We start from the raw sequence: 18,102 nt of genomic DNA, 5'->3' as shown, positions 1-18,102 counted from the left end.
TAAATTAGACATTTGTGTTAATTACATTTGGATACAATAGATGCGTGACGACACCTTCATAAACTCAATGATTTATATGACTAATTTTGTTTGGTTAGGAATGCAGTACTATACCTTTAGTGCGTCAGTTCGCTAACTAGAGGAAAAACACAATGGCTGTATATAATATTCTGACTGTTTTCAAGGCAGACGGATTCGAAAACGCTCCACATAGTTCTTTTAACGATCCAACAGGTGGTGGTCGACACTGGAGAGATGAGGTTTTCATGATCACAAATGCAGGTTCTGGCCTGACCGGTGGAAATGCGACCTCAAATTTGCATATCACTGTAAAACCAGGAGATGTTATCAATTGGTTGGATACACCTATATCTCAAGGACTAAGAAACAAAGGCTCAAGTCCAGATATCGATATTGTAGTCTACGGAATGTATATTCCTCATCAAGCATCATGGGACAGAGGCCTAACCGAATTAAAAGGTAAAACCCAAAATTCAAGTCACGTATATATAACCTCAAATTTTGACACCAATGAAGAACCAGATTTTCAGGCTGTAACCTTCCCTAATAATATATGTACAACAACTGTGAAAAACGTTTCGGAACGAGTGGATGTTACTTATTATCTGAAAGTAGCGAAACTTGATTTAAGTGACAGTGATAACATTAAGGTGTTAGGGTGGTATCAAATTGATCCCAAAATTACTATCCTTCCAAACTAATTTAACGGTGGAAGTATAGTACAAAACCTAAAGTTCTCCAAAGAGCTTTAGGTTATTTATTAATAACTAATTAACGCAATACCAAAAGAGAAAAGTAGCAGGTTTATAGTTCAAAAAAATTAGATATTCTGACTTCCAAATAAACATAACGCCGCATTAAGGTGTGAGCAGCGCTACCACGAAACCTAACCATACCACCGTAAACACAAAACCCAACGATGGAATGAAAAATGCCAAGCGTTGGGAATCACTCTTAAATGCTTTGTTATGTTATACTAACGAACACCTCTTAACGCCCTAAAGACATTTCCAACTAAAGTTGGAGTTTCCTTGAACTTATACTCAATCCATTGCATCTTGTGCTTCCTACATGCATACGCTATGTCTTTAGGTCTAGGGTCATATGGTTTTTTATCTATGAATTTCCAAATGTCGGATTTAATCTCCTCTTCTAGTTTCGCAACGAACCCTGAACAATAAGACCCCTCTAGCTCTTTAGTTAAACAATTATCCGGCTTAGATTTTGACAACGCACGCCCTACTTTTCGAACTATTGGTAATCCCCAGATCGCAAGTGGTACCATAAACGCGAGATATGGAAGCGCACCTCCATAAACTACTTGAGCTACAATGGCCCCTGATATAACCACAATACTTACAACATTGACGATAGCAGGTACACCTGCCGCACCTGCAATTCCTATATGGTAACGGCTTTTCTTCGGGTGTTTTTTTAAGTCAAGATACTTCCTTTCAAGTATATCTATCTCATCCTGATTTAAGGGGGGTCTACGCTTAAAGACGACGGCAGAATTGGCGTCTTTCAAAGCTATTGAAATGGGCACTTTTCTTAAGTCTTGATTGGTTTTATCTGGAGTGGACTCTAAAACCTCGCTATGAGATATCGCGAGGGCAACATGGGTGATAGTTGAAACTGTCCCTATTTTAATCAGCAAGCCGGGAGCTGTATTGGTACTCATCAATACGATGTCTCCTGCATTTATTTGAACATTATTTTTTAAACTGACCATATTTCTGTTCTCATATACGTAAGTCAAGTATTCTGTATTTTCGGAAACATAACGCCGCGTTAATGGGCAGACAACGCTACCACATACTTAAACCATTGCAACATCAACACACAAACCAAACTGTGAGATAAAACTGCCAAGCGTTGGCTGTCCCATTGAATGCTTTGTTATGCATATATTTCATGCGCTAGTAATCCAATAATTGCTGAATAAACCGCAAAGGATTAGCTAAAACAAATGACCATACTAAAAGAGAAAAGCCTGTCACCTGCGTATAAGGAACTGATACGGCGTCGAGATATTGTGGAAGCAATCCAATTGCTCCAAGTGGCATACAAAATATACCAACGTAGGTCCGAAAATCTCTGATGTAGACTTCAGCGAAGGAAATCGCCAGCAAGACTAATGACGCTATCACTATACCAACCACACAAAGCGGTGCATAAATTTCCCAGAAGCTCATCTTTGGGTGCAGTAACGGTGAGAGTTCCACAAATAACGCACTAATAAACACGGGGATGAATATTTTCGAAGACTGGTCATCAATTGCTTTCGCATAAATTGTTCCGAAAGTTTCCATTTCGACCTCCATATGTTAACGCCCTGCTAAGTGGCTAGCAACGCAACCACGATACTTAAACTAACCACCGTAAACACTGTACCAAACTAGAACTAAAATCGCCGAGCGTTGATAGTCCGTCTTAGGCAGTTTGTTATGTGAAGTTTTGCCAAAGGATAACCAAACCTAACGATACCAAAAGTAATACGTATACTTTACGTTTGCTCGATACATCCTTTGGACAAAATCCTTCTACTGCAGGTAGCAACATACCTACGAAAAACACGATGGAATAAACGAAACCAACGATACCTACTACTATTAACTTAGTTGTATCGATAACACCGTTATAAGTTAAGAAAAAACCGAGCAACACAATAAAGAAAGGTAATGTACAGCCCAATGCTATTGTTGGTAGCCAAAGTAACAGCATTTTTCTTTTACCTGAAATGTCTTTGGGGATTTGACCAAATATGAAGACATAAATCGCAAATACAATAACAGCTAATGGAGCTAAGATGTTGAATAGACCTGTTTGCGCAAAATCAGCCATGAAGGACACCATTTCTTCCTGCTGGTTCTTTTCGGCATAGGGAAACAATAATCCGACAATTATACCTGTCATTAGTGGGATAATAGGTATAAGACACAATCTAAGTTTTGACATCTAAGTTCCTTGTCATTCAGTGGTGCACCTCATCACCTAACGCCCTTGCTAAGCGGCTACCAACAATACCACAACTTAAAACGGAAGACTCTCAGCCACTAACATCAAAACTTGCCAGCTGAATGAAACCTTCACCTGAAAAAGTTCGAGCCACATAGCCGCTGAAACTAGCGACAAACAAGGTTATTGAAGTGGCTGACTGCCAAACTTAAAAAACGCACAAACCCAAAGCAACCTAACGCCCTTGCTAAGCGGCTACCAACCATACCACAAAACTCCAACAAACCACCGTAAGCACTATACTCACCAGACACAAAATACCAAGCGTTGGTTGTCCGTCTTGAGCTGATGGTTAGGTATGCTCATTACAAACGCTTTTGCTCGCTTAAGCTATAGGACTAACCCATGAAACACAAAAGCTAACTGCACCGCAATCCCCACCGAATCTGAACAACAACCACGTCACTATTTTTGCGGTGGCTCGCTGAAGCAAAAAAAACCAACCGGATGGAGATAGCGAACTTTCAACGAACAAACTTGACCAAGAGCACTTAAAACAGAAAATCCTCAGCCACTAACGTCAAAGTCTGCCAGTTGAATGAAACTTTCACCTGAAAATGTTCGAGCCACATGACCACTGACACTAGTGACAATAAAAGGATTCGAAGTGGCTGATCACAAAACCAAAAACCGTACAAACTTGAAGCAACCTAACGCCGCATTAAGGTGTGAGTGACGCAACCACAAAACTTAACCTTACCACCGTAAACACTATACTCAACTATGGAATTAAAAATGCCAAGCGTTGCGAATCACTCTTGAATGCTTTGTTATGTGCCGCTTCCGCTATTTAGTTCTGTCTTCTATTTCGTCGAATGCTTCAACCGAAACACGTTCAGCAATTTTACGCATCTGTCGCATTTTTTCTGGGTTACGATTTCCCCAAAACAACTCCCAATCTTCACGCGTGTTCCACTTAGCAATGGTCAGAACCTTTTCAGGTACGTCATAGGAGCGAAGCATAAAGCTACCGAGCGCACCTTCAACTGAATCATGAATTAATTCTGTCGCCGAGCGCCAGACATCTTGAAACTCATCCATTTTCTCAACTGGCACACGCCATTCATAGACAACTCGAAACATAAAACTTCCCTTTCAAAGGCCTGAAGCACATAACGCCGCGTTAATGGGCAGACAACGCTACTACAAACTTAAACCATTGTGCCATAAACACAAAAACTAAACTGTGAACCAAAACTGTCGAGCGTTGGTTGTCCAATTGAACGCTTGGTTATGTGGTTTTCCCACGTAGTCCTATTAAGTTTCCAAACGGGTCTTCAACTTGGCACATCGACAGCCCATCTTCAATTTCCATTGGTCCACGATAGATATAAGCACCTAGAGTTTCAAAATGAGCTAAAGCAACAGTTAAATTATCTACTGACCAGTAAACAACAGTGCCACTTTTACCTGTACCAACCTTTTCGTCAGCTTGGACTATTTCTAGCGAGAAATCATTTAGGTCGAGTACCGTGAAGTCAAAATCAGGGTAGTAAACAGGAACCGCTTCAGGAAAAGCTTTCTTGTACCATTCAAGCCCTTTAGCTACATCAGGGACATGAATAAGAACCGCTGATGGATTCATAATTTTCTCCAACCACATAATGCCCTTGCTAAGCGGCTACCAACAATACCACAAAACTCAGATAAACCACCGTAAACACGATATCCAACTAGACAAAAAACCGCCAGGCGTTGGTTGTCCGTCTTGAGCGGATGGTTAGGTATGCTCATTACAAACACCTTTGCTAGCTTGAACTATAGGACTAAGCTATGAAACTACAAAGCTCAATGCACCGCAATAACCACCAAAGCCGAACAACAACCGCGTCACTATTTTTGCGGTGGTTTACTGAAGCAAAAAAGCTAACCAAATTGAGATTACGAACTTTCAATGAACAAGGCCAGCCAAGAGCACTGAAAACGGAAAAGTCTCAGCCACTAACGTCAACAATTGCCAGTTCAATGAAACTTTCACATAAAAAAGTTCGAGCCACATGGCCACAGATACTAGCGACAAACAAGATTATTGAAGTGACTGACTGCCAAACTAAAAAACCGTACAAACTTAAAGCAACCTAACGCCCTGCTAAGTGGCTAGCAACGCAACCACGATACTTAAACTAACCGCCGTAAACACTGTACCAGACTAGAACCAAAATCGCCGAGCGTTGATAGTCCGTCTTAAGCAGTTTGTTAGGTTTATCTACTTACCAACCTTTAGCATCTCAATTTTTAGGATGCAGTTATTATCGAAGTATACTTTAACTCTTTTTCCGTTCTCAACCTTCCCACCAAATGCCTTAGTTCTATTAAAACAACTGGTTGATGCATAATAATCATAAGAAAACTTACGATTACCAACTTTGAAAATTTCAACTCCTTGACCACTGCTTACTTGCGGTTTAAAGTCATAAACACCCCCCTCAACAACCTTATAGTCACCATTATTCAGTTTCTTGACACCTTGACTGTGACTATAAAAAGGCCTCACTAGGTTAATTGAAACTATACTCATCGCAACAAGGCAAAAAGAAGTGATGAAAGCCTTGAATAATTTATTGTTACCCTCTTTGATTTTTAGTGAACTGTAAAGTGCCCAAGATAAAAATGGCAAAAAAATCAGTGGGATAATATTGAGTATATTTGCCCATGGTTTAGCCATTTGAGAAATATCGAATACTACTTCATACATTCTATAAACCTAACGCCCAATTAAGGGGTGAACAACGCCTCCACCCAACCTATCGCATTGTGCCATAAACACTAAAGCTGAAGTAGAAGCAAAAGTGCCAAGCGTTGTGAATCCCTCTTAAATTGCTTGTTATGTGTGGGCTGACTGATACACGTTATTTTCTATTGAAGCCCCTGCAAATTCAAAGGTCAGAAGCCCTATTCGACGCAACCCTAAATGCTCATAAAATCCATTGGATTCATTTTCAACCCAAGTGTAAAGCCAGTATTTATTACCCAACTGACTTTCGACTTCATTCAAAAGCTTTCGACCTAACCTTTCCCTTTGAAAGTGTTATCGACATATAGTTTTTCGACTTCAAAGCCATTACTGGACGTTTGATAATGCGATTCAAGATTAACCATTACATAGCCTTGGATCACTTCCTGTTCTTCACTTACAAACACACGATAATTAATCTTATCCAATATTTCTAAGAAGTAGGTTGCAGTGAAAGTAGACAAGACATACTCAGCGTATTCAGCTTTGATACCTTCTCTCGCATATGTATCTAGCCAGACTTTAATGGACAATGCCGCTAATTTTACGCAATCACCTTTTGTCGCTTCCCTAACCATTTCACCTCCAAACACATAACGCCTTGCTAAGTGGCTGACAACATGCCACAAAACGAAAACAAGCCACCGTAAACACAGGGCAAACTTTGAAGTAAATTCGCCGAGCGTTGGCAGTCCGTCTTAAGCAACTTGTTAGTTTATTTCACAGCTATCCTCTGTATTACTGGAACAGTAATACCTTTAGCGTCGGTCTGTTGAATGGTGTGGCAGATATCGCCTCGAACTGAGAAATATACAGGCTTATCTGCCATTTTAGCCGCTAGCAAAACACTTAGCGCCGCTTTTGAGTCATAAGGAGCAGGTATTGCGTATGCTGTTGGTTCATTGCAATTCGCAGGATTCTCAGCCCCTTCAATTGGTAGAAACGAGACGCTTTCATCTGGATAGCCCGCAAAAACCATGTCGATTTTAGCGCTCGTCCAAACATCACTGGCAGCATGAGCCCCCAATGAAACACAAAGCAAAGTTCCAAATAATATTTTTTCATGCTATCTCCTATATTTTTCCAAACTTAAACTAACGCCCTTGCTAAGCGGCAACCAACAATACCACAAAACTCAGACAAACCACCGTAAACACGATATCCAACTAGACACAAAACTGCCAGGCGTTGGTTGTCCGTCTTGAGCGGATGGTTAGGTATGCTCATTACAAACACTTTTGCTCGCTTAAGCTATAGGAATAAACTATGAAGCACCAAAGCCAACTGCACCGCAATCACTACTGAAGCTGAAAACAACCACGTCACCATTTTTGCGGTGGCTCACTGAAGCAAAAAAGCTAACCAAGTTGAGATAACGAACTTTCAGCGAACAAATATGACCAAGAGCATTTAAAGCAAAAGACACCCAGCCACTAACATCAAAGCTTGCCAGTTGGATGAAACCTTCACCTGAAAAAGTTCGAGCCACGTAGCCGCTCAAGTTTGTGACGAATAAGGCAATTGAAGTAGCTGATTGCAAAACTACAAACCACACAAGCTTAAAGCAACCTAACGCCGCATTAAGGTGTGAGCAGCGCTTGGCTATACTTGAGCGAAGCGAAAGCGCCAAGCGTTGCGAATCACTCTTAAATGCTTTGTTATGTGTTTATTACCCTACTTGGTCACCGATAGTAACAGGTAGCTCAAGCAGAATTTCCCAGAAACTTTCGGGAATTGGTCCTTGATTTCCTTTCCAGTATTCATCTGCAAAGTATGAACAGACAAGTGAAGTTTGATTGTTATCTAAGAGCACCATATTTCCTTTAAAGTATGGTTTATCAGAAAGCACTTCAAAGATCCTGTCACTTGGTTGACCGAATCTATTACGAAAAGCCATGGCTTCATCTATAGATTCGCAAGCAAAAGAACACTCAAATCTAGATTTAATTTCTGGGAAGTGCGCTCTTCTGACGTATTCAAATAATAACTCTATCGCTGAGCTAGAGATTTGCCCATGACTACCATTTTTTAGAAGGTAGTTTTCGCCGTGAGCTGACACTCCATTTGGAAAGAGCTCATCCACGTGCGACTGTAATACTTCAGGGTTAACATCATCATATTTTGTGATATCAATTACGGTACCACTAGACAGAGTTCCAAGCCTGTCCACCGTATAAAATTTCTTCATCTATACCTCAAAACTATGAAAAACACATAACGCCGCGTTAAGTAGTGAGCAACGCAAACCACCAAACTAACCCATTGTGCCGTAAACACTAAATCTGAATCAAACCGGAAATGCCGAGCGTTGCGAATCTGCCTTAAACGCTTTGTTAGTTTGCTCTTCATACAAATCGCACGATTTAATTATATTGACCATTTTGTGCTACAAACTATAATCTTACTGTAATTCCAAGTTTGGAGATTGAGTATGCACACACTAACAGCAAATGATGCAAAGCGTAACTTTGGTGAGCTGCTTCTAAGCGCCCAACGTGAGCCAGTAAAGATTAGCAAAAACAGTAAAGATGCCGTAGTGGTAATGTCTATAAAAGACTATGAAGAACTAGAGGCAATGAAAACTGATTACCTTAAACATTGTTTCGAGTCAGCTAAACAAGACTTAGCACAAGGCAATGTAGTTGATGGTGAAGATTTCCTAAGCGCCTTGTAACCCACTATGCAAAAGAGTAAATACAAACTAAGTAAATTGGCTCAGGCGCATTTACGAAAAATTAAAAGCTATACCGTCAACAACTTTTCTGAAATGCAGTGGAACAACTATAAAGATACATTGCTAGCTGGGTTTCAAATGCTTGCCGACAATCCAGCCGTAGGTCGCAGTTGCGATGAGATTTATCCAAGCGGTTTCTATTTTCCGGTAGGAAAACACACAGCTTACTTTACAAAACAAGACGGTTTTATTTTAGTTGTGGCTGTACTTAGTCAATCACAACTCCCACAAAACCACTTGTAGCTAAGACATCACCCGAAATAAAAACTAGGGTGATGATCTTGATTGGTAAACTAACGCCGCATTAAGGTGTGAGCGGCGCTTGGCTATACTTGAGCGAAGCGAAATTGCCAAGCGTTGCGAATCACTCTTAAATGCTTTGTTATAAGCGTGTTGCGTTTTACCACTTTCTATCTAAATCTTCTGCGTATAAAGAAATAGCTCGCTGGTACTCTTTAATTGCATCACTGTTCGTGGTTGATACTAAAAGTTCGAGTAGTAATGATGTTGCTTCTTTATGGCGTCCCAAGTTGTAGAGACACATGGCATAGAAAGGCTGAACTTCAATGGAACTAGGGTACTCTCTTAGAGTTTGCTCAAAGTAGCTTAAAGCCTCCGAATACATGCCAAGGCTTCGATAAGTACTCGCTAGCCCAAACAAAGCATCAAACCTATCTACCGACGATAAAAGACCTGAAAGAGATGACAGATAATGAGTAATCGCTTCTTGCTCTTTACCTTCGTTGTCGTATGACCAAGCAATTTGCAAATGAGCTTTAGCAGAACAAGTTTCATCGTTTAGCAGCGTTTTTAGCAAAGCTCTCGACTCTTGATACTTACCCTGTTTCCGCAATTCAATTGCTTGTTTGATGATACTTTCCATAATTTTCCTCGAAGCTTATAACGCCGCGTTAATGGGCAGACAACGCTACCTCACACTTAACCCATTATGACATAAACACTAATATCAAACTGTGAGCCACAACTGCCAAGCGTTGGATGTCCCCTTGAACGATTGGTTAGGCTTCTTATTCATCACCAAAGTTAAAGTATTTTTTAATATCTGAGTTAGGCAAAATCTCTAAACAGTTAACGTTGTAGCTAAACTGATCAATATTTTTAATTTTCAGTTCTACTTTTTTGCGACTTGAGTCCAGCATAAGAGCCGTACTTTCACTGTTAGTAAATAGTTTTGTGACACCTTCTGATTCAGACAGCATTTTTCGTAACCGAGTAATATTTTGACGCTTCGCTTTCTCTGAGTCTAAATAGCCGGCTAGCAGCGTTGAACACATAAAAGGGTGTTGAATTTCATCTGTTTTCCGAACAACCCAAGACGCAATGATGTTACGACTTTCTATTCTACGTTTAACACTATTCGGCTTATATTCCTCGATCTGAACTAGAAGAAAACTTTCGGAAATTGATCCTGAAGCAATGGATAATGGTGCTAGTACCAATAGAAGTAGAAGCAATATTCTTTGCATAGCAGTTTCCCTACAAATCCAATACTGAGAACAACTATAGCCCCATAATTAAACTATTGTCGCAAGACTAGGTAAGCCTAACGCCCTTGCTAAGCGGCGACCAACAATAGCACAAAACTCCAACAAACCACCGTAAGCACTAAACTCAACCAGACACAAAATCGCCAAGCGTTGGTTGTCCGTCTTGAGCGGATGGTTAGGTATGCTCATTTTGAGTGCCTTTGCTCGTTGGTGCTATAAGACTAAGCCATGAAACACCAAAGCCAACTGCACCGCAATCACCACCGAAACTGAATAGTAACCACGTCACTATTTTTGCGGTGGTTCACTGAAGCAAAAAAGCTAACCACATTGAAATAATGAGCTTCCAATGAATAAACTTGGGCAGGAGCACTGAAAACAGAAAACACTCAGTCATCCAAGCCAGAGTTAGCTAATTGAAGAAAGCTTTCACCTAAAAAAGTTCGAGCCACATGACCACTGACACTAGTGACTACAAAAGGATTCAAAGTGGCTGATTGCAAAACTACAAACCGTACTAACTTAAAGCAACCTAACGCCCTTGCTAAGCGGCTACCAACAATACCACAAAACTCCAACAGACCACCGTAAACACTAAACATAACCAGACACAAAACCGCCAAGCGTTGGTTGTCCGTCTTGAGCGGATTGTTAGGTATGCTCATTTCGAGTTCCTTTGCTCGTTGATGCTATAGGGCGAAGCCATGAAACACCAAAGCCAATTGCACCGCAATAACCACCGAAACTGAATAAAAATCATCACTTTTTTGCGGTGGTTCACTCAAGCAAAAAAACTAACCGGATAGAGATAGCGAACTTTCAACGAACAAACTTGGCTAAAAGCACTCAAAACGGGAAAGCCTCAGCCACTAACGTCAAAGCTTACGAACTAAATGAAACTTTCACCTAAAAATCTTCGAGCCACGTAGCCGCTAAAATTCGCGACAAACAAGATTATTGAAGTGGCTGATATCAAGACTAAAAAGCCGTACAAGCTTAAAGCAACCTAACGCCCCTGCTAAGCGGCAACCAACAATACCACAAAACTCAAACCAACCACCGTAAACACTAAACATAACCAGACACAAAACCGCCAAGCGTTGGTTGTCCGTCTTGAGCTGATGGTTAGGTATGCTTATTACAAATGCTTTTGCTCGCTTGAGCTATAGGACTAAACCATGAAACACCAAAGCTAACTGCACCGCAAGAACCACCGAGGCTGAATAACAACCACGTCACTATTTTTGCGGTGGTTCGCTGAAGCAAAAAAGCTAACCAAGTTGAGAGAACAAACTACCAATGAATAGACTTGGACAAGAGCACTTAAAAACAGAAAACACTCAATCACTAACGTCAAAACTTGCCAGTTAAATGAAGCTTTCACATGAAAACCTTCGAGCCACATGACCACTTAAATTCATGACAAAAAACAATAGAAGTGGCTGAGCGCTCAACTAAAAAAGCGCACAAAAATTAAAGCAACCTAACGCCGCATTAAGGTGTGAGCAGCGCTTGGCTATACTTGAGCGAAGCGAAACTGCCAAGCGTTGCGAATCACTCTTAAATGCTTTGTTATGTGAATTTCTGATTCAGGTGTCCGCACAACCCGTCTAAATCAGGGAAAATAGTGCTCTGGTTAATACCACACCTATTTAAGCTGTTAATTAGCTCACTTTTGATTTCCTTTGGAATGAGGTATTCACAGACCCACAACTGCTCGTTCTGACTATCTTCCAATGATGTAAATTGCCCATTTTTATAGTTGTGAACTGTAAGCCAACCGTGCTGAGCACTCACTCGTGGACTTTCATAACTTGGCTGTAAGATACAAGTATGTTCCTGCTCAAACGGGGACTTGGTTCTATCCGGAGGAGCGCCACCATCAGCCACTAGCATATAAACATAAGAGTCAACATCTGGACTATTTGAGCAAGCAAACCATAACGCGACCATTGGGTTAGATGTCCAATCTAAACAACGTGTTTTTAGTCCGTGGTGCTGTGCTTTAACAATAGCGTGCCAATCATCCTCATCTTTTGAGGTTAACAAATTAGAGCCAATCAACCGCATTTGTTCAAGGGAGTGCTTCTCTATGCTAGTTGTATCTTTAGTTCTATCGTTACGCGCAATACTTGGAAGTAAGTTACGTTTAACTGGCTGCCCTCTAAATAAAACTTTGTGTCCGAACAATGGAGCTATTTCCATTGATTCTATATAGTTTGCTAAGCTCTCAATCGTAGCAGCCTCAGTAATCATCGATTTCCCCTATTCACATAACGCCCTTGCTAAGCGGCTACCAACAATACCACAAAGCTCAGACAAACCACCGTAAACACTAAACATAACCAGACAAAAAATCGCCAAGCGTTGGTTGTCCGTCTTGAGCGGATGGTTAGGTATGCCCATCAAACATGCCTTTGCTAGCTTGAGCTATAAGGCCAGCCCATGAAACACCAAGGCCAACTGCACCGCAATCACCACCCAAGCCGAATAACAACTAAATCACTATTTTTGCGGTGGTTCGCTGAAGCAAAAAACCAACCAGATTGAGATAACGAACTTCCAATGAATAGACTTGGACAAGAGCACTTAAAAAACAGGCAGTACTCAATCGCTAACATCAAAGCTTGCCAGTTGAATGAAACCTTCACCTGAAAATGTTCGAGCCACATGACCGCTGGAACTAGCGACAAGGAAAGATTCGAAGTGGCTGAGGTCTAACCACAAAGCCGTACAATATAAAAGCAACCTAACGCCGCGTTAATGGGCAAGCAACGCGGCCACAAACCTAACCCATTGTGCCATAAACACAAAGACCAAACTGTGAGCCAAAACTGCCAAGCGTTGGTTGTCCGATTAAACGCTTGGTTATGGAAACCTAAGACAACCACTACACTCACCGCAAAATACGAGCGCTTTGCAACCACAAAACTCAACAAACCAGTATGCAGCAACCCAATGAAGTCCAAAGAAGGAACCTAACAACAACGATAAAGCTAACTAGAACAAAGAAGGGCCGCCCCACTGGAGCCATACACCAGCTAATTGCCGCTACAACAAACCCACTTGAGAGCCAAATGCAAACGGCAGATTAGCCAGAACTAAATACCCAAAGCGGCTTTTCACCAGAGATAAAGATTTTGAGCCTAATCGACATGTAAGAATGGCCATTAAGCTCGCAGCAAACGCTGAACCAACAAGCCAAATAAGAACTAAGCCTTGCTGCACCATAACGCCCAATTAAGGGGTGAACAACGCCACCACCGAATCTGAGCATTGTGCCGTAAACACTAAAGCTGTATCAAACTGAAAATGGCAAGCGTTGTGAATCCCTCTTAAATTGCTTGTTATGTGCGTACCAAACGGTAGCGCCTTACTGTACCTTCACTTTCATCTGTGTAGTTGCCCAGATATACACCACCACAGCTTTCGATGACCTTTTGTGATGCTGAGTTTTCGATTGAACAGGTCACAATAGCAGAGTCAGGTACAACATTGTCACGAACCCAAGCGAGAAGAAATGAGGCGACCCCTTTACCACGAGCTGTCGGTCTGGTTTCATAACCAATATGACCTATAACATTTTCAATGTACTCGTTTGTACCATGTCGAACTCTGATTGACCCGAGAATTACACCTGACTCCATACAAAAATAAGTTGTTATTGGAGCCCAACCGTCAGGCAACCCTAAACCTTTGGAGTATGCGATTCTCTTCTTTAGATACGCACTACTGTCAGTTTTTGCCTCTTCATAAAGCTCTAAGCCATCAGCAATGCAGGACTCAACATAGTCTTTAAACTGGTCTTGATGACCTACTTTCGCTTTCGTAATTTCCATTTTACTCCTAAGCACATAACGCCGCATTAAGGTGTGAGCCACGCGACCACTGAACCTAATTTTACCACCGCAATCACTAAACTAAACCCAAGCCAAAAATGCCAAGCGTGGCGAATCACTCTTAAATGCTTTGTTATGTGGATTTGAAAATATGCTCCCTATGGTAGCTTAAATAACGTTTATTACATTCGTTAATTTTCACTGCCATTCCAGGCTTGATACTGCATACCTCATAATCTTTAAAATAAGGAGAAATTATTATTTCCCCGTTTTCATCAAAAGTAATTAAACCACTGTCAAACGCTTTATCTATCGTTGCAATCAAAAGCAAGCCATTATTTATATCTAATCGTTCCCGACTATTACTATCCCGCCAAGGCTTAATATGACTTGCAACCAATAGCGATGTTTCTTTACAACCAGTAATAGCACAACCACGCCATTTTTTGATCAAATTTTGTCTAAATTTCCCTTGCACCATTCTTACAGATATTTCTTGCTGCTTTTCTGTATTAGTTAGCTCTGGAGAATTCTGTATAATATGTATGTCATCTTCAATTGTGGTGAGTATTTCCGGTTCTTTCACCAGGAACGACTTGTCTAAATAGCTCTTTATCTGCTTTACCATTCCATTTAGAGGGAACATCGCGAGAAAACTTATGCATTGCATCTCTTAAAGTAGCCCTACTAGGCTTATAATCACTCCCCTCTCGCTTTAATATATTGAGAACTTCACTATAGATATCAGATAAGTTAGCGCTACCTCCTAAGTTTAGTAGTGCTAACCTTACATATTCATGATTTGTTAGACTCAATTCGATACTCCTCATTTCCACATAACGCTGCGTTAAGGGGTGAACAACGCTACCACCCAACCTAAACCATTGCGCCGTAAGCACTAAAGCTGATTCAAACTAAAAGTGCCAAGCGTTGTGAATCCCTCTTAAACGCCTTGTTAGCCGTCTTTTGGGAAAACAGACTCAACACTACTTGGAATAATATACGTACCTTCAAGCATGTGTTCGATAATTTGAAGAGCTAATTCTAATTGCTGAGAGTTGTGAGCTTTAACTTCATGAGCTGCAGAATTACCCAGCACCCTAAGTTTATGAAGTGTATCAGCACCTTCTTGAGTCACAATCGATCTATCTTTAAGCGTGTTGATTTTACTGTATAAATCCCGCCCTTCGGCTTCGAGATCTTTGCATATAGTCTCAACTATCGCACGAATACCAATACCAGCGAGGATGAACTGATCGTTTTCTAGTGAAAGTACGGTTTCTTTGTATATTTGCTGAATGGTATAAGGTAATAAATGCGACTCCAACGACTTAACCCCTTCAACTCGCCCAGGGTAATACTTGATTGTTTCCGGATGGTAAACACCTTCATAATCAAACTCAAAGTCTTCGGAGAAAGTCGATACGGTACGGAACGATACTGTTTGGCAACCCAAACATTGAATTGTCTGATTTTTGCAGTGCCAATCCACTGAGTGGCCACCACCACAATCTTCACTTCCATTTTCGTCAAAGGATGAAACGATCGAATGCAAAGTCATACCATTGCATTCCTTGCAATACAGGCGATGCTTATTTTCATCGCTAGTGTTCAATTCAAAAGATTGTGTAATTTCGCCCATTTATCCTCCAAACCATGACGGCTAACGCCCTTGCTAAGTGGCTGACAACGCATAGCTACTCTGCTTGAACAAACCACCGTAAACACTGTATCGAACTAGAGCCAAAATTGCCGAGCGTTGGCAGTCCACCTTGAGCAGTTTGTTATACGCCAGAACGCTATTTTAGCAACTGCTCTAGTTTATTTATCTCTTGGTCTGAAAACGTGACGTAGCCAATCGGTACATTGGTATCTAAGCTCTCGATAATGTAACTAGCACTGTCAGCACCAAAGCCACCACACAGTTCAATTACCTGTATTCCACTTTCAATCATCGCTTTTGCCACAACAATAGCCTCATCATCACTACTCACACCAACGACATGAGTCGAAAATTCCGGCGCATTCAAATCCGTAGAATCACGAACATGACTATAACTTTCTGCCTTTATGATAAACCCGTAACGCTTGATCATATTTACCCCTTAGACCTAAACATCGATTGGCGTATAACGCCCTTGCTAAGCGGCTACCAACAATACCATAAAACTCAAACAAACCACCGTAAACACCGCACCAAACCAGACACAAAACCGCAAAGCGTTGGTTGTCCGTCTTGAGCTGATTGTTAGGTATGCTCACTACAAACACCTTTGCTAGCTTGAACTATAGGACTAAGCCATGAAACTACAAAGCTCAATGCACCGCAATAACCACCAAAGCCGGACAACAACCACGTCACTATTTTTGCGGTGGTTCGCTGAAACAAAAAAGCTAGCCAAATTGAGAGAACAAACTTCCAGTGAATAGGCTTGGACAAAAGCACTTAAAAACAGAAAATACTCAATCACTAACGTCAAAACTTGCCAGTTGAATAAAACTTTCACATGAAAATGTTCGAGCCACGTAGATGCTGAAATTCGCGACAAACAAGATTATTGAAGTGGCTGAGCGCTAAACTAAAAAACCGTACAAGCTTAAAGCGACCTAACGCCGTGTTAATGGGCAGCCAACGCTACCACATACTAAAACCATTGCGACATAAACACTAATGTTAAACTATGAACTAAAACTGCCGAGCGTTGGCTGTCCAATTGAACGCTTGGTTATGTCACTTTGAGTCCAACGCCTTAACACTTACAATTACATGTTGCCCAAAAAAATTTCTTTGAATTTTCAACAGTAAGGGAGAACCGGTACTTTGTGACAACCAAAGCTTTTCAGAGGTGCGGCTACGTATGACGCCATAGAGCTCATGCTTGATACCCAAAACATGAGTAATACCTCCTTTTCCACGACTCTGATGCTTTTGTTCAACATAGCCAATGATCTCAAAAGGTTCACCAACAACACCATAGAGTGCAGTCACTCCAGACAAAATGACACCGCTTGCAGCGTAAGTAAAAGGAACTTGTCTACGTAAGAAAGGACGGTGCTCTTCTCCTTCAAGATAAAATTTTGACGGGCTCTTCCGTTTATATACAATTAAACCGATCAACAGACATACCAAGCTAACCAAAGCAATAAACTCGAAACCATTAAACACATTATCGTCTACAGAAAATGCTACCCATATAGCTATTACATATAGAGAAATTTGTATATAAATTTTACTAACCATCGCGATTACAGTTTCTCCGAAGTGACATAACGCCGCATTAAGGTGTGAGCGGCGCTTGGCTATACTTGAGCGAAGCGAAACTGCCAAGCGTTGCGAGTCACTCTTAAATGCTTTGTTATGTGCGTGCTATTCAAGTGCGTCTTTTATGATTTGCCAGTTAAACAAATGCTCTGGTNATAACGCCGCATTAAGGTGTGAGCGGCGCTTGGCTATACTTGAGCGAAGCGAAACTGCCAAGCGTTGCGAGTCACTCTTAAATGCTTTGTTATGTGCGTGCTATTCAAGTGCGTCTTTTATGATTTGCCAGTTAAACAAATGCTCTGGTTTCCGAAAACTACGYACCATATTTCCCTTGCTCTTATTAGTGCTGACATACATTAAACTATCTGCTGTTTCCTTTGAAATTACCCATGTAGGAAACAGATTAAATGCTACTTTATCAATACCATCGAACCACCGCTTAGAAGCTTGACCATGAGTATCAGCTTTCACTTCTAACGGTGTTTCAACCAATACAAGGAAGTCAAAATTGACACCACCTCGTAGCCTCAAATGCGGAGTGCTTTTCTCAATACGAGAGCGGTATTTCACCTGAATTTTTGCAGATTTTCCAGTTAGCGGATGCGTAACTTCTAAATCCCAACTAGGTGNTGTTTCAACCAATACAAGGAAGTCAAAATTGACACCACCTCGTAGCCTCAAATGCGGAGTGCTTTTCTCAATACGAGAGCGGTATTTCACCTGAATTTTTGCAGATTTTCCAGTTAGCGGATGCGTAACTTCTAAATCCCAACTAGGTGMAGATGTAGGAGCGATACTTACTAACAGCCTCAGATTAAGCATGATTTGAGACGCTACAAAGTACTCAGCCCCGTCACCACAAATCGCAGCAACCAACTTTTTATCTTCTTCCATCTAACCTTTCCCGAAAAGCACATAACGCCCAATTAAGGGGTGAACAACGCCCCACCCAACCTAAAGCATTGTGCCTTAAACACTAAATTTGA

At 41.1% G+C, this 18,102-nt stretch carries 29 protein-coding genes; 5 read left to right on the top strand and 24 right to left on the bottom strand.

Annotation, left to right across the window (positions count from 1 at the left end; genetic code table 11):
• Positions 1-152 precede the first annotated feature (152 nt).
• Complete coding sequence (locus L1D15_RS11255) at positions 153-722, top strand: AidA/PixA family protein (protein WP_239875658.1); 570 nt, start codon at positions 153-155, stop codon at positions 720-722.
• Between the two features lie 275 nt (positions 723-997).
• Here the strand turns inward: L1D15_RS11255 and L1D15_RS11250 are convergent, their stop codons facing one another.
• From L1D15_RS11250 to L1D15_RS11225, 6 genes are all read right to left on the bottom strand, one after another.
• Positions 998-1,753 (bottom strand): hypothetical protein, encoded by a 756-nt coding sequence (locus L1D15_RS11250; protein ID WP_239875656.1) that lies wholly within the window; start codon positions 1,751-1,753, stop codon positions 998-1,000.
• Positions 1,754-1,940: 187 nt separating this feature from the next.
• Positions 1,941-2,333 (bottom strand): hypothetical protein, encoded by a 393-nt coding sequence (locus L1D15_RS11245; RefSeq protein WP_239875655.1) that lies wholly within the window; start codon positions 2,331-2,333, stop codon positions 1,941-1,943.
• Positions 2,334-2,466: 133 nt separating this feature from the next.
• A complete protein-coding gene (locus L1D15_RS11240; RefSeq protein ID WP_239875653.1) occupies positions 2,467-2,979 on the bottom strand; it encodes a hypothetical protein in 513 nt (170 codons plus the stop codon).
• A gap of 846 nt (positions 2,980-3,825) precedes the next feature.
• Complete coding sequence (locus tag L1D15_RS11235) at positions 3,826-4,122, bottom strand: antibiotic biosynthesis monooxygenase (protein ID WP_239875651.1); 297 nt, start codon at positions 4,120-4,122, stop codon at positions 3,826-3,828.
• A 148-nt stretch (positions 4,123-4,270) separates the two neighbouring features.
• The gene (locus L1D15_RS11230; RefSeq protein WP_239875650.1) at positions 4,271-4,624 is read right to left on the bottom strand and encodes a VOC family protein; all 354 of its coding nucleotides are present in this window, start codon (positions 4,622-4,624) and stop codon (positions 4,271-4,273) included.
• Positions 4,621-4,773 (bottom strand): hypothetical protein, encoded by a 153-nt coding sequence (locus tag L1D15_RS11225; RefSeq protein ID WP_239875648.1) that lies wholly within the window; start codon positions 4,771-4,773, stop codon positions 4,621-4,623. Before L1D15_RS11225 ends, L1D15_RS11230 begins: the two co-directional genes overlap by 4 nt.
• Before the next feature lie 39 nt (positions 4,774-4,812).
• Here L1D15_RS11225 and L1D15_RS11220 point away from each other — a divergent pair, with 39 nt between their 5' ends.
• Complete coding sequence (locus L1D15_RS11220) at positions 4,813-5,121, top strand: hypothetical protein (RefSeq protein ID WP_239875646.1); 309 nt, start codon at positions 4,813-4,815, stop codon at positions 5,119-5,121.
• A 124-nt stretch (positions 5,122-5,245) separates the two neighbouring features.
• Here L1D15_RS11220 and L1D15_RS11215 read toward each other — a convergent pair whose 3' ends face one another.
• The 6 genes from L1D15_RS11215 to L1D15_RS11190 all read right to left on the bottom strand — a co-directional run bounded on the left by L1D15_RS11215 (position 5,246) and on the right by L1D15_RS11190 (position 7,961).
• Complete coding sequence (locus tag L1D15_RS11215; protein ID WP_239875644.1) at positions 5,246-5,734, bottom strand: hypothetical protein; 489 nt, start codon at positions 5,732-5,734, stop codon at positions 5,246-5,248.
• 311 nt (positions 5,735-6,045) lie between these two features.
• Positions 6,046-6,351 carry a hypothetical protein gene (locus L1D15_RS11210; protein WP_239875643.1) on the bottom strand — a complete coding sequence of 102 codons (306 nt, stop codon included), beginning with the start codon at positions 6,349-6,351 and terminating at the stop codon, positions 6,046-6,048.
• Between the two features lie 137 nt (positions 6,352-6,488).
• Positions 6,489-6,800, bottom strand: a complete 312-nt coding sequence (locus L1D15_RS11205) for a hypothetical protein (protein ID WP_239875642.1) — start codon at positions 6,798-6,800, stop codon at positions 6,489-6,491.
• A gap of 62 nt (positions 6,801-6,862) precedes the next feature.
• Positions 6,863-7,000 (bottom strand): hypothetical protein, encoded by a 138-nt coding sequence (locus tag L1D15_RS11200; protein ID WP_239875641.1) that lies wholly within the window; start codon positions 6,998-7,000, stop codon positions 6,863-6,865.
• A 37-nt stretch (positions 7,001-7,037) separates the two neighbouring features.
• Positions 7,038-7,262, bottom strand: a complete 225-nt coding sequence (locus L1D15_RS11195; protein WP_239875640.1) for a hypothetical protein — start codon at positions 7,260-7,262, stop codon at positions 7,038-7,040.
• Positions 7,263-7,442: 180 nt separating this feature from the next.
• Positions 7,443-7,961: a DUF2441 domain-containing protein gene (locus tag L1D15_RS11190; RefSeq protein WP_239875639.1), complete on the bottom strand. Its 519-nt coding sequence runs from the start codon at positions 7,959-7,961 to the stop codon at positions 7,443-7,445.
• Positions 7,962-8,204: 243 nt separating this feature from the next.
• On the opposite strand from L1D15_RS11190, the gene L1D15_RS11185 reads away from it, so the two are divergent.
• Positions 8,205-8,447, top strand: a complete 243-nt coding sequence (locus L1D15_RS11185) for a type II toxin-antitoxin system Phd/YefM family antitoxin (protein WP_045957228.1) — start codon at positions 8,205-8,207, stop codon at positions 8,445-8,447.
• 6 nt (positions 8,448-8,453) lie between these two features.
• Positions 8,454-8,750, top strand: coding sequence for a type II toxin-antitoxin system RelE/ParE family toxin (locus L1D15_RS11180; RefSeq protein WP_239875638.1), 297 nt, complete (start codon positions 8,454-8,456; stop codon positions 8,748-8,750).
• Between the two features lie 157 nt (positions 8,751-8,907).
• Here the strand turns inward: L1D15_RS11180 and L1D15_RS11175 are convergent, their stop codons facing one another.
• The 6 genes from L1D15_RS11175 to L1D15_RS11150 all read right to left on the bottom strand — a co-directional run bounded on the left by L1D15_RS11175 (position 8,908) and on the right by L1D15_RS11150 (position 12,421).
• Positions 8,908-9,390 (bottom strand): tetratricopeptide repeat protein, encoded by a 483-nt coding sequence (locus L1D15_RS11175; protein WP_045986705.1) that lies wholly within the window; start codon positions 9,388-9,390, stop codon positions 8,908-8,910.
• Positions 9,391-9,535: 145 nt separating this feature from the next.
• The gene (locus L1D15_RS11170; protein ID WP_239875637.1) at positions 9,536-9,994 is read right to left on the bottom strand and encodes a hypothetical protein; all 459 of its coding nucleotides are present in this window, start codon (positions 9,992-9,994) and stop codon (positions 9,536-9,538) included.
• A gap of 48 nt (positions 9,995-10,042) precedes the next feature.
• Positions 10,043-10,204, bottom strand: a complete 162-nt coding sequence (locus L1D15_RS11165; RefSeq protein WP_239875635.1) for a hypothetical protein — start codon at positions 10,202-10,204, stop codon at positions 10,043-10,045.
• A gap of 200 nt (positions 10,205-10,404) precedes the next feature.
• Positions 10,405-10,680: a hypothetical protein gene (locus tag L1D15_RS22105; RefSeq protein ID WP_345779256.1), complete on the bottom strand. Its 276-nt coding sequence runs from the start codon at positions 10,678-10,680 to the stop codon at positions 10,405-10,407.
• Between the two features lie 907 nt (positions 10,681-11,587).
• Complete coding sequence (locus tag L1D15_RS11155; RefSeq protein WP_239875634.1) at positions 11,588-12,271, bottom strand: FRG domain-containing protein; 684 nt, start codon at positions 12,269-12,271, stop codon at positions 11,588-11,590.
• Positions 12,272-12,280: 9 nt separating this feature from the next.
• A complete protein-coding gene (locus L1D15_RS11150) occupies positions 12,281-12,421 on the bottom strand; it encodes a hypothetical protein (protein WP_239875633.1) in 141 nt (46 codons plus the stop codon).
• A gap of 357 nt (positions 12,422-12,778) precedes the next feature.
• Between L1D15_RS11150 and L1D15_RS11145 the strand changes: the two genes are divergently transcribed.
• Positions 12,779-12,997, top strand: a complete 219-nt coding sequence (locus L1D15_RS11145) for a hypothetical protein (protein ID WP_239875631.1) — start codon at positions 12,779-12,781, stop codon at positions 12,995-12,997.
• 365 nt (positions 12,998-13,362) lie between these two features.
• On the opposite strand, the gene L1D15_RS11140 is transcribed toward L1D15_RS11145, so the two are convergent.
• The 6 genes from L1D15_RS11140 to L1D15_RS11115 all read right to left on the bottom strand — a co-directional run bounded on the left by L1D15_RS11140 (position 13,363) and on the right by L1D15_RS11115 (position 17,182).
• Positions 13,363-13,854, bottom strand: coding sequence for a GNAT family N-acetyltransferase (locus tag L1D15_RS11140; protein WP_038164533.1), 492 nt, complete (start codon positions 13,852-13,854; stop codon positions 13,363-13,365).
• Between the two features lie 133 nt (positions 13,855-13,987).
• Positions 13,988-14,440 carry an HNH endonuclease gene (locus L1D15_RS11135; protein WP_239875629.1) on the bottom strand — a complete coding sequence of 151 codons (453 nt, stop codon included), beginning with the start codon at positions 14,438-14,440 and terminating at the stop codon, positions 13,988-13,990.
• A 369-nt stretch (positions 14,441-14,809) separates the two neighbouring features.
• Positions 14,810-15,415, bottom strand: coding sequence for a DUF4145 domain-containing protein (locus tag L1D15_RS11130; RefSeq protein ID WP_239875628.1), 606 nt, complete (start codon positions 15,413-15,415; stop codon positions 14,810-14,812).
• 238 nt (positions 15,416-15,653) lie between these two features.
• Entirely contained in the window at positions 15,654-15,950 is a 297-nt protein-coding gene (locus L1D15_RS11125) for a DUF6506 family protein (protein ID WP_239875627.1), read from the bottom strand.
• Positions 15,907-16,116, bottom strand: coding sequence for a hypothetical protein (locus L1D15_RS11120; RefSeq protein ID WP_239875626.1), 210 nt, complete (start codon positions 16,114-16,116; stop codon positions 15,907-15,909). Before L1D15_RS11120 ends, L1D15_RS11125 begins: the two co-directional genes overlap by 44 nt.
• A 469-nt stretch (positions 16,117-16,585) precedes the next feature.
• Complete coding sequence (locus tag L1D15_RS11115; protein WP_239875625.1) at positions 16,586-17,182, bottom strand: hypothetical protein; 597 nt, start codon at positions 17,180-17,182, stop codon at positions 16,586-16,588.
• Between the last annotated feature and the right edge of the window lie 920 nt (positions 17,183-18,102).

Source organism: Vibrio sp. Isolate25, assembly GCF_022398025.1.
Lineage (GTDB): Bacteria > Pseudomonadota > Gammaproteobacteria > Enterobacterales > Vibrionaceae > Vibrio > Vibrio coralliilyticus_A.
The sequence above is the reverse complement of the archived record's forward strand: the minus strand, read 5'-3'. Positions and strand labels throughout refer to the sequence as shown.